The organism is Frankia sp. CeRuru1 (assembly GCF_977966315.1).
In genome coordinates, this window is sequence record NZ_CDWWEW010000106.1 from 1 (window position 1) to 14,066 (window position 14,066).

A 14,066-nucleotide genomic window follows, 5' to 3' on the forward strand; every position below is an offset into this window, starting at 1 on the left:
GTGACGGCGAGCCGGGTGGGGGCGGGTCGGGAAGTACCGGTAGGCGACGCCGACAGGTGGTCCGGCCGGGCGGCGCGCAGCGCCTCGGCGGTCTCCGTGGCCAGCCGGATCGCGTTGTCGCGCGCGGAGGTCATCCGATATCCCGAGAAGATCGACTCCAGGGCGGCCGCGAGCAGTGGAACTGCCTGGCGCAGTGGCTCGTCGCGGTGCAGTGGTCCTTCCCGCTGCAGTGGCTCGTCGCGGATCTGTGCGGGCGAAGGAACCCGCAATGCGGCGAGTTCGTCCGCGAGGGCGGAGATCGTTCCTTCGACTTGGCGCTGCTCCTCGGCGACCGCGTTGGAGATTTCGTCGATCATCCGGCTAGGCGGCTCCTCCTCCCGCAGCCGGCCCAGAATGACGCCGACGATCTCCTTGTGTAACCGTTCCCGGGGCCCGGGGTCCGCTGCCCGGGCCGCTGGCACGAGCCCGCCGCCCGGGCCGGCGACGGGGCCGGCCAGCAGCCCCGCGACCCGGCGCAGCTGACCGCGTAGCCGCTCCGCACTCGCCAGGTCCGCCGGCAGACCGACCGGTTCGATGATGGCGGTGAAAAGACGGCGCACGGGGTCCGCGGCCGTGCCCTGTTCGGCGGAGCTTGACCAGTTCGAAGCCCGCAGGCGTTCGTACCGTTCGCGGAGGTGTTCGCGGACGGCGAGCGCTCCGGCGCCTGCCGTCGCTGCCGGGGCCGGAGCGCCCGGCGTTGCCGGGGCCGTCGAGCGTCCCAGGCCGACGGCATCGGTCGTGGTCGAGAGGGGTGCCGGATCCGGGGGACCCGACGTACCCGAACCACTCGCGGTACCCGAACCACTCGCGGTACCCGAACCACTCGCGGTACCCGGGACGCCCGTACGCGGAGCACCCGCGGTATCCGCGAGGGCGGCCAGGTCGCCGCCGGGCGGCGGCGCGGCGGTCCTCCCGACCCCGTTCTCCACCACCCGCCGGCACCAGGGTTCCGGCCGGCCCGGATCGAACATCTCGTCACCGACCAGGGCCAGCAGGTCGCCGATTCCCCGCATCCCACCGCGGCCGTAAAGGTCCACGAGCAGCCGGGCGGCGGTGGCCATGATCGGTGGAGCGTCCGGCCCGCCCCGCGGATCCACGTGGATCGCGGCGGGCTCCCCGTTGCCGGCACACTCCGGTTCGAACGGGACGAACAGGAACCGCGGGCCCGGCTCGTCGGTGTGCCGCGCGCCCGAGGGGACGGCGCCCGAGGGGACGGCGGTCGCATGCGTGGAGAAGGTCAGCCGGTAGGGCAGAACACCTTCGAGGATCTCCACCAGGGCCCACATCAGCGTGAGCGCCTCATCCGAACCGGTGTGGGCCACCACGAAGGGACGCTCGGCCCGCGACCATGCCAGTACCGCCGCGATGAGCGTGACGAGCCGATCGCGCCGCACCCCCGCGCGCGCCGACTGGCGCAGGGCCCGCTCGCCCGTCCGTCGGCGTGCGGTGAGGTCGCGCAGGTGCAGGGGAGCCAGCCGCGGGACGGCGCGGGAGCTACCCACCACGATCCCACCCGCCGCGTACAACGCGAGCCCCACCCGTTCGGTCAGATAGTCCGCCCGGCCGATCAGGATGTGGGCACGCAGCCGGGCCCGGCTCTCGCCGCCGCGTTCCGGGATCCGGATTCGGTGCACGAGCGCCGCTTCCGGGATGCGGCGCGGATCCCTCGCCGTGAGATGGTCCGGCGTCTCGGGATGATCCGGAGACCGGATGATGTAGGTGAGCGCCGACGGTGGGTGGGGGACCCGGCTCTCGTCGAGCTCGACCTCGCCGGCGAGAAGCCCGCTCCAGGACCTGGTCACCGTGGAGCCCAGGGAGCTTGCCGCCGGGAGGTGACTCTCGCCGCCCGTCCTGCTCCGGCGCGACCAGGAATAGATCATCTGGTCGAGCCGCGTCGCCTCCGCTGCCCAGCCGGACCGTGCCCTCGGCGTCCCCAGGTGATCGATCACGGTAGACACCCGTTCCGCCGGGCCCGACGGCGTCGCTGAACACGCCAGCCGCGACAAGCGCCGAGGACGACGGATCCGGCGGCGACGCCTTCCCGGGTGTCTTCAAATCCGCTCGCACCCGCCGGTGATACTTCCTTCCGGGGGCCGTAATGCCGGGCCGCGTAATGTTGGTCCCGCACGAAAGTCCTGGTCCTAGCGGGTGGGCATGAGGACAGGAGCCCCCTGGCCGCTCGCTGCTTCTCAGCCAATGCTCGCCCCCCAGACGGCGGTCCCTCAGCCGGGCATTGATCGTGCTGTCCCGGTGAATTATGGCGTGCTGGCGGAAAAATATTCCTGGCGCCCGGTAGACGTCCAGAGGAGTCCTGAAAAATCGGCCTTGCGATCGCTGTCGGCCCGTCGGTTGCGATCCTTCCGCGGGGTGTGCCGTCGCTCCCGCCCGAGGAAGGATCGCAACCGGGCCCAAGTCGTACCCCCGACGAAGTTCTGTAGTGCCCGCTGCCGTACCGCCGGTATATGTGTGCGCGGGGAACTTCCGCGGTCGTCCTTTTGTCGCATGGTGGGTCGCTGTTGTAGACAAGGTGTTGACGTGATGTTATTCGGCTTGTTCATCGCCCCGGATGTGCCCGCCGCCGCAGGGCGCGGTTTGTTCGCGGAATTGGTGGGATCCATCGAGCTGATCGGTGCGGGGGCGGTGGTTCCGGCGCCAATAATCCGACGGATCTCACGGCGAGTGACGCTATCCGGGGGAGGCGGATCTGACGTTGAATACCGTCACACGATGCGATCGGTGAACGGTCTTCGGCCGAGATCGAGGTTGTCATGGCCGTGGCGCGATTCCTGAGCTCCCGGTAGTGCGGGGGAGAACACCTCGGGGACACACATACATCTCGCTGGAAGGGCGATCAGAACCGGCCCGCTTCGTACCGTCCGACGGCTTCTCGGTCGGGTGGCCGGTCAGGTGGTGGGCACGGCCGCGTCGGCGCGTGGCCGGACGAGGGTGAACCGGTCGAACGGGACCGGCGTCGGTGCACTGGAGTCGTACACGGTCACCCGGATGCTCGTCGAGCCGCCCGGTTCACCTGGATCCACCTCGAAAGCCGCGAAGGCGTATGGATGCTCCGGTGCCCGGAAGGCGAGCCAGGGCGCCTCCTCCCTCGCCCGGGCCGATCGGCGATGCCACCCGCCGGGATCCTGTTCGTGCACGCCGACGATGACCCAGCAGGCGGGTGGATCGAACAGTGCGTGCGCGGACGGCGACGATGATCCTCCGGTCCCCACGAGCAGGTGGACGGTGCCCGCCGAGGTGTCGAGCAGGTCACCGGCCCCGCCGACAGCCGCGGCGCCCGCTCCGTCAGCGGTCTTCCGGGCGGGCGTCGTCGCATCGGGGACCGGGCGGGGAGTCCGGGTCGCGCTGTCCGGCACGACCCCGCGCAGCGGATGAGTGCGCTCGTAGTGGTGCTCGTGGCCGCAGAGCACCAGATCCACCTCGTAGGTGTCGAACAACGGCAGCCATTCCTCCCGGATACCGAGGTCGGCGCCGTTGTGCTCCGCCGCGGTCGATACCGCGGCGTGGTGCATGCCGACGACGATCCAGTCGATGCCGGGATCGGCGCGGGCCTGTTTGAGGGTCCGCTCCAACCAGGAGGTCTGCCGGCCGGCGGTGTACCCATGGAGGTAGACCCGCCCGCTGTCCTGATAGCAGACGTCGGCGGCGCTGAGCATGACGAACCGCACGCCGCCGACGGTGAACGCGTACCAGAGCCCGGCGAGGTAGGCCTCCTCGTCGTGCTGGGGAAGGGCGAAGTAGGCCTGGTAGGCGGCTAGCCCCAGCGCTCCGTTGCCCCGCTCGGTCTCATGGTTGCCGTTGCAGGGCATCCACGGCCGGAACCGGGCGGAGGAGCTGATCATCGTGAACCAGTCGAACCAGGCGCGAACCGGATCTGTGCGCTGGTTGGCGTACGACAGGTCGCCGTTCGCGAGGTTGAACAGCGGCGCGAGGCGTTCCACCCCGGCCACCACGTGGCGTGACGCGGCCGAGCCGTACGGGTCATGCGGCTCGTCGGTGCCCTGGTCGCCGAAGCAGGTGAAGCTGAAGGCGGCCCGGTGCCGTGGAGCCGTGCGGAACGACCCGTGGGCCAGGCCCCAGCGCCCGTCATGACCCACGTCATAGCGGTAGCCGGTAGCCGGCAGGAGGCCGGACAGGTGCGCATGGTGGGCGAAGACCACCTCGTTCGTCAGGGCGTCCGTGTAGGAACGGGTGAGCGCGGTCACCGAGTCGGTAGACCCGCCATCCGCCGGGCCGAACCGTACCTGGGGCCGTGGGACGGCAGTTCGGGTCAGCCACGAGACGACCATGGACGTGGCGGGATCAGAGCCGAAGGTCAGGTGAACGCCAAGCGCGACGTCGGGACTACCAGTCACCAGCGGAGCTCTCCGTTCGCCGAACCAGCAGTCCGAACCATCCTCGGGGCGATGAAGTTGTGCCTGTGCTGTGCCGGCAACCGGACCCGATCTCGCCAGGTGCCCCGGCTGGCAAGGTGGTTATCCGGTGGCTGACATTTTCCCATATTCCGTTACCGGTCGCCGACTGAGCGGTGTGACCGAGCGATGTGTGAGAGAACGAACGTGTTCCAGCTCTGGAGCGACCAGCCCGGATACGCGGCCGAGACGGCGATGGCCGGCGCAGCCCCGGGGCTGCGCCGGCCATCGCCGTCTGGCCATCACGCCCGGCTATCGCGTCCGGCCATTGCGAGGTCACCGGACCGGCCGCCTCCCGGGAGGCGGCCGGAACTTCCCGAGTGCCTACTCGCTGGACTTGGCCAGATCGACCGGCGGGGCATCGGGCACCTGGTTCGGCTTCACCTCGCCACGGAAGACGAACTTCGCCTCGTCACCATCGCCTTCGACGTCCCCGACGACGATCTCGCCCGGCTTGAGCGTGCCGTACAGGATCTTCTCGGACAGCACGTCCTCGATCTCCCGTTGGATCGTCCGGCGCAGTGGCCGGGCGCCCAGCACCGGGTCGTACCCCTTCTTCGCCAGCAGGGCCTTGGCGGCCGACGTCAGCTCGAGAGCCATGTCCTTGTTCTTGAGCTGGGCGTCCACCCGGGCCAGCATCAGATCGACGATCTGGATGATCTCGGCCTCGGACAGCTGGTGGAAGACGATGATGTCGTCGATCCGGTTGAGGAACTCGGGCCGGAAGTGCTGCTTGAGCTCGTCCTGAACCTTCGCCTTCATCCGCTCGTAGTCGACGGCGCCCTGACCGGTGGCGAACCCGATGCCGGGGCCCTTGGAGATGTCCCGGGTGCCCAGGTTCGACGTCATGATCAGAACGGTGTTCTTGAAGTCGACCAGCCGGCCCTGGGAGTCGGTCAGCCGACCGTCCTCCAGGATCTGCAGGAGGGTGTTGAAGACGTCGGGGTGCGCCTTCTCGACCTCGTCGAACAGGACCACCGAGAACGGCTTGCGCCGCACCCGCTCGGTGAGTTGGCCGCCCTCCTCGTAGCCGACGTAGCCGGGCGGGGAACCCACCAGCCGCGAGACGGTGTGCTTCTCCATGTACTCGGACATGTCGAGCTGGATGAGCGCGTCCTCGTCACCGAAGAGGAACTCGGCGAGCGTCTTGGACAGCTCCGTCTTACCGACACCGGACGGGCCGGCGAAGATGAACGAACCGCCGGGGCGCTTGGGGTCCTTCAGCCCGGCACGGGTGCGCCGGATCGCCTGGGAGACGGCCTTGATGGCCTGCTGCTGGCCGATGACGCGCTTGTGTAGCTCGTCCTCCATGCGCAGCAGGCGCGCGGTCTCCTCCTCGGTGAGCTTGAAGACCGGGATGCCCGTCCAGATGGCGAGCACCTCGGCGATCTCCTCGTCGCCCACCTCGGCGACGACGTCCATGTCACCGGCCTTCCACTCCTTCTCCCGCTTCGCCTTCTCGGAGAGGAGGGTCTTCTCCTTGTCCCGCAGGGACGCGGCCTTCTCGAAGTCCTGCGCGTCGATCGCGGACTCCTTGTCCCGGCGGACGGTGGCGATGCGCTCGTCGAACTCGCGCAGGTCCGGCGGAGCGGTCATCCGACGGATGCGCATCCGCGAACCCGCCTCGTCGATCAGGTCGATCGCCTTGTCGGGCAGGAACCGGTCGGAGATGTAACGGTCGGCCAGGGAGGCGGCCGCCACCAGCGCGGCATCGGTGATCGATACCCGGTGATGAGCCTCGTACCGGTCCCGCAGCCCCTTGAGGATCTCGATCGTGTGCGCCACTGACGGCTCCGCGACCTGGATCGGCTGGAACCGCCGCTCGAGAGCGGCGTCCTTCTCCAAGTGCTTGCGGTACTCGTCGAGCGTAGTCGCGCCGATGGTCTGCAGCTCACCGCGGGCGAGCATGGGCTTGAGGATCGACGCCGCGTCGATGGCACCCTCGGCCGCGCCCGCGCCGACCAGTGTGTGCAGCTCGTCGATGAACAGGATGATGTCGCCGCGGGTCCGGATCTCCTTGAGGACCTTCTTCAGCCGCTCCTCGAAGTCACCGCGGTAGCGGGAACCGGCGACCAGAGCGCCGAGGTCGAGGGTGTAGAGCTGCTTGTCCTTCAGGGTCTCGGGCACCTCGCCCTTGATGATCGCCTGCGCCAGTCCCTCGACCACGGCGGTCTTGCCGACGCCGGGTTCACCGATCAGGACCGGGTTGTTCTTGGTCCGGCGTGACAGCACCTGCATGACGCGCTCGATCTCCTTCTCGCGCCCGATGACCGGGTCGAGCTTGGACTCGCGCGCCGCCGCGGTGAGGTTGCGGCCGAACTGGTCCAGCACCAGGGAGGTGGACGGGGTCCCCTCGGCGGGCGCGCCGGACGTGGCGGTCTCGCCCTTGCCCTGGTAACCGGACAGCAGCTGGATGACCTGCTGGCGCACCCGGTTGAGGTCCGCACCCAGCTTGACGAGCACCTGAGCGGCGACGCCCTCGCCCTCGCGGATCAGGCCCAACAGGATGTGCTCGGTGCCGATGTAGTTGTGACCGAGCTGCAGCGCCTCCCGAAGCGACAGCTCCAGGACCTTCTTCGCGCGCGGCGTGAACGGGATGTGCCCGCTCGGTGCCTGCTGCCCCTGGCCGATGATCTCTTCGACCTGTGACCGCACACCCTCAAGGGAGATGCCGAGGGACTCGAGGGCCTTGGCGGCGACGCCCTCGCCCTCGTGGATCAGGCCGAGCAGGATGTGCTCGGTCCCGATGTAGTTGTGGTTGAGCATCCTGGCCTCTTCTTGGGCCAGGACGACGACCCGACGTGCCCGGTCGGTGAATCTCTCGAACATGTGCGCTCCTTCGAGCTGCGACCGACCACACGACAGCCGGTATCCGCATGCTAGCTCCGCCGAGGCATGTCCTCACGCATCGAACAGAAACCTACCCGCCGGCACCGTCCACATCGTCGTGGGCGGCGGACCGGCGCAAGTACCGGTCCGACCAGCGGAGACGTCTAAGGCAACCGTGGCCGACCAGCCATGACTCCGTCACGTCGTTCCGCCAAGAGCAGAACGACGCCGCCCGCTTCGCGACGTCTCCGGTCGGGCGTACGGTGCGGCGGTACGCGCCAAGCGGTGCGTCCCACCTCGGTGAGCCTCCTCACCGATGCTACCGACGGTAGTGGATGAGGAGGTGCATCTCGTTGTGATTCAACTCACATGTATATCGTTTTGCGTTGTCAATGTTACTCATTGTCGCAGCCCTGGGGAGTTTCAGCGACAGATCTTGCTTGCATCTTGTGAGTAACTACTTTACGTGCGCATACTCGGGCTGTGCTTCGGGTGATTCTCAGACCGCAAGTCCTCCGTTGCCCTGCGTGTCGACCCAGGCGCGCAGCCGTTCCTCGCGATCCTGGTCACCGGTAAAGGGACACGAGGTGCAGTAGTCGTCACCAAGCCGGTAGGCCAGGCAGCACGACCCACGGCGTATGCCGGTGTACCGCCGGCCGTGGTGGACGAACTCGTGCCAACGGGGCCGGGCCCGCATGGTGGGAGTAGCCCGGGAGAAGAAGGCGTCGGCCTCCACTCGGCCGAGGTGGGGATCGCCGGTCGCGCGCTCGGTCAGCAGGAAGGCGCGGGCGCACTGCGCGGCCACCGCCCCCCACAGCGCCGGAAGGCCGAGCCGGACCCGTCCCCGCAGCTCCTCGACGAACGGTTGGAGATGCGCGAGCACCTCCTCGACCAGGCGACTGCGCAACGCGGCGACGTCCCCGACCACGTCCCCGACCACGCCGATCCGGGCATTCACCCCGTCTCCGGCGGTGACGCCCCCCGCGATCGGGTCATCCGCCAGGACGGTCATGGCCGGCCGGTGGAACGCGGTCTGGTCGAACCAGCCGCCGTCGAGGGCGCGTAGGGACATCGTTGCCGGGGTCAGGGCCGGCACCCGGTGCAGGAGGACGAAACAGGCGATGGCCGGGGCGGCGACGTTCGCCGAGTACCAGTTCGCCAGGTAGCTCGCGGCGACCTCCGGGCTGGCGCCGTGCGCGGCGCCCACCCGGGCCAGCGCCTCGGCCACGCCTGCTGGTCCGGTCAGGAAGGCACAGTCGGCCCAGCCCGGGCCGTCCGGCATCCCGAACTGCACACCGCGCGGCTCCAGCACCTCGGCGAGGTCCCGCAGGCTTGCCTCGAACGGCGGTTCGGCGCACTGGACGGTACCCCCGGAGAGTTCCGGCGCCGTCCCCTCGGGGACTACTTCCCTGGAAGGCGCCGCCGGGGACGCCGCCGAGCCGGTGCGGCGTTCGTTCACCGACCGCTTCACTGCCGGGACCGGGAGGTGTGCCGCGGCTGGGCCGGGCGTAGCTGTGCCAGGGTGCAGGATCTCCCGCAGGGTGGCGTGAGCATGAGCATGACTTTAAGTAAGCCTAACTTCATGTCTGGCGTCAACTGGAGCCGCCATCAGTGCTATGCCCACGAGTCATCGGGCCGGCATCGTGGGGTGGGTCGACATCGCGCGGTTGCCGGGCTGGTCGGCCCGCGTCACCAGCTGTCCGTGGCGAGATGGCGCTGGACGGCCTCGGCGATGGCCTGCTGCCCGTGCATAGTGGGGTGCGCGCTCAGATCACGTGTCGGTCCGAACAGATTGACCGGAGCCACCCACGGGTCCGGTGTGCAGATTTCGTGACCGCGTAGCGCCCGATCCGTCGAGACGAACTCCACTCCCGCATCCGACGCGGATTTTCTGATGACCTGGTCGAGCTGTCTGTTCAGCCTCGTCAGCTGTCGACGTTCCCTGTTGGTCAGCCAGGTACAGATGTTGTTGAGCTGGTTGCCCGGAAATATGTAGGGATAGCCGACCACGATGATCCGCGAATGCGGGGCGGCGGCCTTCACCGCCGCGTAGTTGGCGCTCAGGACACCCGGAAGTTCCTTGGTGACAAGATCGCGCTCGCGGCGGTCATTGCCATCCCAGAAGCATCTCCACGCATAACAACTGAAGATGACCCTGCCGAATCCGGCATCGTTGCCGCCGATGGTGATGGTGACGACGTCTGGGGCCCGGCCCAGTGCACGTAGCTGGGCCAGCTGGGGTTTCTCGCCCTTGAACGACTCGTGTAGGGCGCCGGTGGTGGCTCCGGAACACGCGGCGAACAGCGAGACGGTGACCCCCGATCCCATACCGCCCAGCAGCCGTGGCCAGGCCTGGCCGCTCCGCCGGCACTGGGGGGCCAGCGAGTCGAAGGGAGGATTGCCCTCCCCCGAGGAGTAGGAGTCGCCCAGCACGGCCAGGGTACGGGGCTGCGGACCGGCCGAAGCCGGATCACCCCAACCGTACGTAATCGGAACCGCGGCGAACAGGAATGCTGCCATCGCGGTGACAAGAAAGGGATGAGTGAAGTATCCGCTGCCGGGATGTGACGATACGCCGGGCTGTGTTCCCGAGCTTCGGTCCCGCATGGCACGGAATCGTAACCGAGTCGCGGGAGGACGGTCCGTCGAACCCGGCGGCTGTCGCTCGGCAGAGTCGGTTGCCTAATCCGCTGGACCGGTCGCAGCCCCGGAGATGCGCGATCGTCGTAATTATCCTGGTCGCCGTAATGCAGCCCGAACGAGCCTGAACGAGCCCGGTCGGGATCGGATCAGATATTCTTCTCGAAGACGAGACGCAGGCCGATGAGTGTCAGATGGGGCTCGTGGCGGTCAAGGGTCTCACTTTCCTTGATGACCACGGACGCGAGACCCCCGGTGGCGATCGTCACCGCATCCGTCCCGAGCTCGGCCCGGATGCGGCGTACCAGGCCGTCCACCTGACCGGCGACGCCGTAGATCATGCCGGACTGGAGTGCCTCGACCGTGCTCTTGCCGATGACGGAACGTGGCGCGACCAGTTCCACCTTACGGAGCTGGGCCGCCCGGGACGCGAGTGCGTCCAGCGCGATCTCGATGCCCGGTGCGAAGATTCCGCCGATGAACTCGCCGCGTGCCGAGACGATGTCCAGGTTCGTCGAGGTGCCGAAGTCGACGACGATCGCCGGCCCGCCGTAGAGGTGGTGCGCGGCGAGCGTGTTCATGATGCGGTCCGCGCCGGCTTCCTTCGGATTGTCGATGAGGATGGGAACCCCGGTCCGCGTCCCCGGTTCGACGATGACGACCGGAATGTCGTGAAAGGCCCGGACCACCATCCGGCGCAGGGCTCGAAGCGCGGCGGGAACGGTCGAGCAGATCGAGACACCGGTGACCTTGTACTCGCCGAGCAGGCCGTGGTAGAGCAGCACCAGTTCGTCCGCGGTCGCCTGCGGGTCGGTGCGCACCCGCCAGGAGTCGGCGAGGTGTTCACCCTCGAACACGCCGACGACGGTGTTGGTGTTACCGACGTCGATGGCGAGCAGCATCAGGATTCCTCCACGATCAGACCCTCGATCGGTGGGCCCGCGGTGGCCGATCCCGGGCGATGATCGGGATCCAGGGCGAGATCGAGGCCGAGGTCGAGAGCGGGCGCCGAATGGGTCAGGGCGCCGACGGCGAGATAGTCGACGCCGACGGCTGCCACCGCCGCCGCCGTTCGCAGGGTCAGGCCGCCGCTCGCCTCGAGCCGCACCCCGGCCGGACGGGTGAGCTGGACCGCGGCCCGCAGGTCCGCCAGCGACATATTGTCGCAGAGGATGAGATCACATCCGGCATCGACGGCCTCCGCGACCTGGTCGACGGTGTCGCATTCGACCTCGACGGGCAGCCCGGGGAACCGGGCCTGCACCGCGGCGAACGCCGCCGCCACGCCACCCGCCGCGACCACGTGGTTGTCCTTGATCAGGGCTGCGTCCGTCAGCGACATGCGGTGGTTCACCCCGCCCCCGCAGCGCACCGCGTACTTCTCCAGCGCGCGCAGGCCGGGTAGCGTCTTGCGGGTGTCGCGGATCACCGCACCGGTGCCGGTGACCGCGTCGACCCAGGCCCGCGTCAGGGTGGCGATCCCGGACAGGTGGCACAGCAGGTTCAGCGCGGTGCGTTCGGCGGTGAGCAGGCCGCGGACCGGCCCGTTGACGTAGGCCACCGTGGTGCCCGGCGGGACAGGGTCGCCGTCGCGAGCGGTCAGGGTGACGGTCGCGGCCGGCCCGAGCAGGCTTTCGAAGACGGCGGCGGCGACCGGCAGGCCGGCGACGACGCCCGCGGCCCGCGAGACGATGGCGCCGTGCCCGACGAGGGCGGGGTCGACCGTCGCCTCGGAGGTCGCGTCGACCGCGCCGATCTGGCCGGTCACCTCGTTCTCCTCCCAGACCGGGAGGTCCTCCACGAGCGCGCGGCCGACCAGGGCCACCACCCCGTCCGGGTCGAGGCCGGCCGAGGCGAGGGCACTGCGGGTGGCGGGCGAGAGCCGTCCGCCGGGCACGCCGGCGGAACCGGAACCGCTCACCGCGAGCCGCGCATGGGCTCGACGTCCACGATCAGTTCCCCTTCTGGATCGAGCCGGGTGAGGATCCGGCCGAGCCAGTGTTCGTCGTCCCGCTCACCGAAGTCCTCCCGCCAATGGGACCCGCGGGTCTCCGTCCGGATGGCGGCGGCGGCGGCGAGGGCCGTCGCAACCGTGCGCAGGTTGGTCATCTCCCAGGCCGGCGGCCCGGCCGTGACCGTCGCCCCGCTGACCCGCAGGTCCCCGAGACCGGCCAGTACCTTCGCCGTCGCCCGCAGGCTGTCCGCGCTGCGCAGCACCCCGGCACCGTCGGTCATCGCGCGCGCGAGCTCCGCGCGTTCGGCGGGGTCGGTCAGACCACTGCCGCGACCGACCACCGGCGCGGCGGGGATGGCGGCGCCGCGCTGGCCGCCGTGCCGGCCGCCGGGCGCGGTGCCGGCCAGGTGCTCCGCGATGCGCGCGGCGAAGACCAGCCCCTCCAGCAGGCTGTTCGACGCGAGCCGGTTGGCGCCGTGCACCCCTGTGCAGGCCACCTCCCCGCAGGCGTACAGGCCGGCCACGCTCGTGCGGCCCCACAGGTCCGTGCGCACTCCGCCGCTGGCGTAGTGGGCGGCCGGCGCGACGGGGATCGGCCTGGCGACCGGATCGATGCCGGCGGACCGGCAGCGCGCGGTGATCGAGGGGAACCGCCGCTCGATGGTCGCCGCGCCCAGCCTCCGGGCGTCCAGGAACAGGTGATCGACCCCCTGGGCCGCCATGACCCGCGACATCTGCTTGGCGACGACGTCGCGCGGCGCGAGGTCGGCCAGCCGGTGGACGCCCGCCATCACCCGCTCGCCGGCCGCGTCGACGAGAACGGCACCCTCCCCCCGCATGGCCTCGCTGACCAGCGGCTGCTGGCCCCCGAGCAGTTCGGCGACGGCGCCCGGCCTGGACGGGGGCAGCCACAGGGCGGTCGGGTGGAACTGGACGAACTCCAGGTCCGCGACGACGGCGCCCGCGCGCAGAGCCAGCGCCACCCCGTCCCCGGTGGAGACGCCGGGATTGGTCGTCGACGCGAAGATCTGCCCCATCCCGCCGGTCGCCAGGACCACCGCGCCCGCCGTCACCGCGCCGACGCCGTCCCGGCTGCCCTCCCCCAGCACGTGCAGGGTGGCGCCGGCGGCCCGACCGTCGGAGTCGAGCAGCAGGTCGAGGACCAGTGCGTGTTCGATGACCTCGACGCTCTCATCCGCCCGGACGGCGGTGATCAGGGCGCGTTCCACCTCCAGGCCGGTGGCGTCCCCACCCGCATGGATGATGCGGTTGCGTAGATGGCCGCCCTCCCGGGTGAGGGCGAACGAGCCGTCGGTGGTCCGATCGAACCGGGCGCCGAGCTCGGCGAGCTCACGTACCCGCGCCGGTCCGTCGCGGACCAGTACTCGGGCTGCGTCCTCGTCGCACAGCCCGACGCCGGCGACCAGGGTGTCGAAGAGATGATCTTCGGGCGAGTCCTCCGCGGCGAGCGCGGCGGCGATCCCACCCTGCGCCCACCGGGTCGACCCGGCGTCGAGGCGTGCCTTGGTCACCAGCAGCACCCGGGCGGCGGGCAGCGCCCGGCGCAGGTGCAGGACCGTCGTGAGCCCGGCGATGCCCGAACCGATGACGACGACGTCCGCGGCGCGCAGCCATCCCGGGCGGGGCGCGCCGAGCCGGCAAGGTAGCACGGTCACTGCGTAGCCACGGCCGATCGGACCGCCGCCGCGGCCGCAGGTACCGGGATGTCGACCGGGATGTCGCCACGCAGGCTCGACGGGTCGCCGGGGAGCGGTTCGGCCGGGTCGTCGCCGTGCCCGATGATCCGGTTTGCCGCGTCGACGAACAGCACCTTCGGGACGTGCCGGCGTGCCTCGGCGTCGTCCATGAGCCCGTACGCAATGATGATCACCAGATCGCCCGGCTGGACCAGGCGCGCCGCGGCACCGTTGATACCGATGATCCCGCTTCCCGCCGGTCCCGCGATGGCGTACGTCTCCAGCCGGGCGCCGTTGTTGATGTCGACGATCGTGACCTGCTCGCCGGGCAGCAGGTCGGCGGCGGCCAGCAGGTTCGCGTCGATCGTCACGGAGCCCACATAGTGCAGATCGGCCTGGGTGACCGTGGCGCGGTGGATCTTGGCGGTGAGCATGGTGCGCAACACGGTCAGGCTCCCGGGTGATCGCGGTCGGCGGGAC

Annotated in this window: 8 protein-coding genes and 1 pseudogene; all 9 read right to left on the reverse strand. The window is 69.8% G+C overall.

What is annotated here, in order from left to right:
• Positions 1-1,988, reverse strand: a pseudogene (locus tag AC08OP_RS10260) (hypothetical protein); the annotation flags it as partial.
• 954 nt (positions 1,989-2,942) lie between these two features.
• Entirely contained in the window at positions 2,943-4,409 is a 1,467-nt protein-coding gene (locus AC08OP_RS10265; protein ID WP_476613980.1) for a purple acid phosphatase family protein, read from the reverse strand.
• Positions 4,410-4,790: 381 nt separating this feature from the next.
• On the reverse strand, positions 4,791-7,295 hold the full coding sequence (locus tag AC08OP_RS10270) for an ATP-dependent Clp protease ATP-binding subunit (protein WP_462202849.1): 2,505 nt from the start codon (positions 7,293-7,295) through the stop codon (positions 4,791-4,793).
• 499 nt (positions 7,296-7,794) lie between these two features.
• Positions 7,795-8,754 (reverse strand): (2Fe-2S)-binding protein, encoded by a 960-nt coding sequence (locus tag AC08OP_RS10275; RefSeq protein WP_476592058.1) that lies wholly within the window; start codon positions 8,752-8,754, stop codon positions 7,795-7,797.
• Positions 8,755-8,984: 230 nt separating this feature from the next.
• Entirely contained in the window at positions 8,985-9,902 is a 918-nt protein-coding gene (locus AC08OP_RS10280; RefSeq protein ID WP_476613981.1) for an SGNH/GDSL hydrolase family protein, read from the reverse strand.
• A gap of 182 nt (positions 9,903-10,084) precedes the next feature.
• A complete protein-coding gene (locus tag AC08OP_RS10285; protein WP_476613982.1) occupies positions 10,085-10,837 on the reverse strand; it encodes a type III pantothenate kinase in 753 nt (250 codons plus the stop codon).
• Positions 10,837-11,856, reverse strand: a complete 1,020-nt coding sequence (nadC, locus tag AC08OP_RS10290) for a carboxylating nicotinate-nucleotide diphosphorylase (protein WP_476613983.1) — start codon at positions 11,854-11,856, stop codon at positions 10,837-10,839. Before nadC ends, AC08OP_RS10285 begins: the two co-directional genes overlap by 1 nt.
• Entirely contained in the window at positions 11,853-13,565 is a 1,713-nt protein-coding gene (locus AC08OP_RS10295; RefSeq protein ID WP_476613984.1) for an L-aspartate oxidase, read from the reverse strand. Before AC08OP_RS10295 ends, nadC begins: the two co-directional genes overlap by 4 nt.
• Complete coding sequence (gene panD / locus AC08OP_RS10300) at positions 13,562-14,032, reverse strand: aspartate 1-decarboxylase (protein WP_476613985.1); 471 nt, start codon at positions 14,030-14,032, stop codon at positions 13,562-13,564. Before panD ends, AC08OP_RS10295 begins: the two co-directional genes overlap by 4 nt.
• Positions 14,033-14,066 lie beyond the last annotated feature (34 nt).

Excerpts from the sequence above, each read along its gene's own strand:
- AC08OP_RS10270 (WP_462202849.1), bottom strand. The coding sequence starts at position 7,295 with ATGTTCGAGAGATTCACCGACCGGGCACGTCGGGTCGTCGTCCTGGCC.
- AC08OP_RS10280 (WP_476613981.1), bottom strand. The coding sequence starts at position 9,902 with ATGCGGGACCGAAGCTCGGGAACACAGCCCGGCGTATCGTCACATCCC.
- AC08OP_RS10285 (WP_476613982.1), bottom strand. The coding sequence starts at position 10,837 with ATGCTGCTCGCCATCGACGTCGGTAACACCAACACCGTCGTCGGCGTG.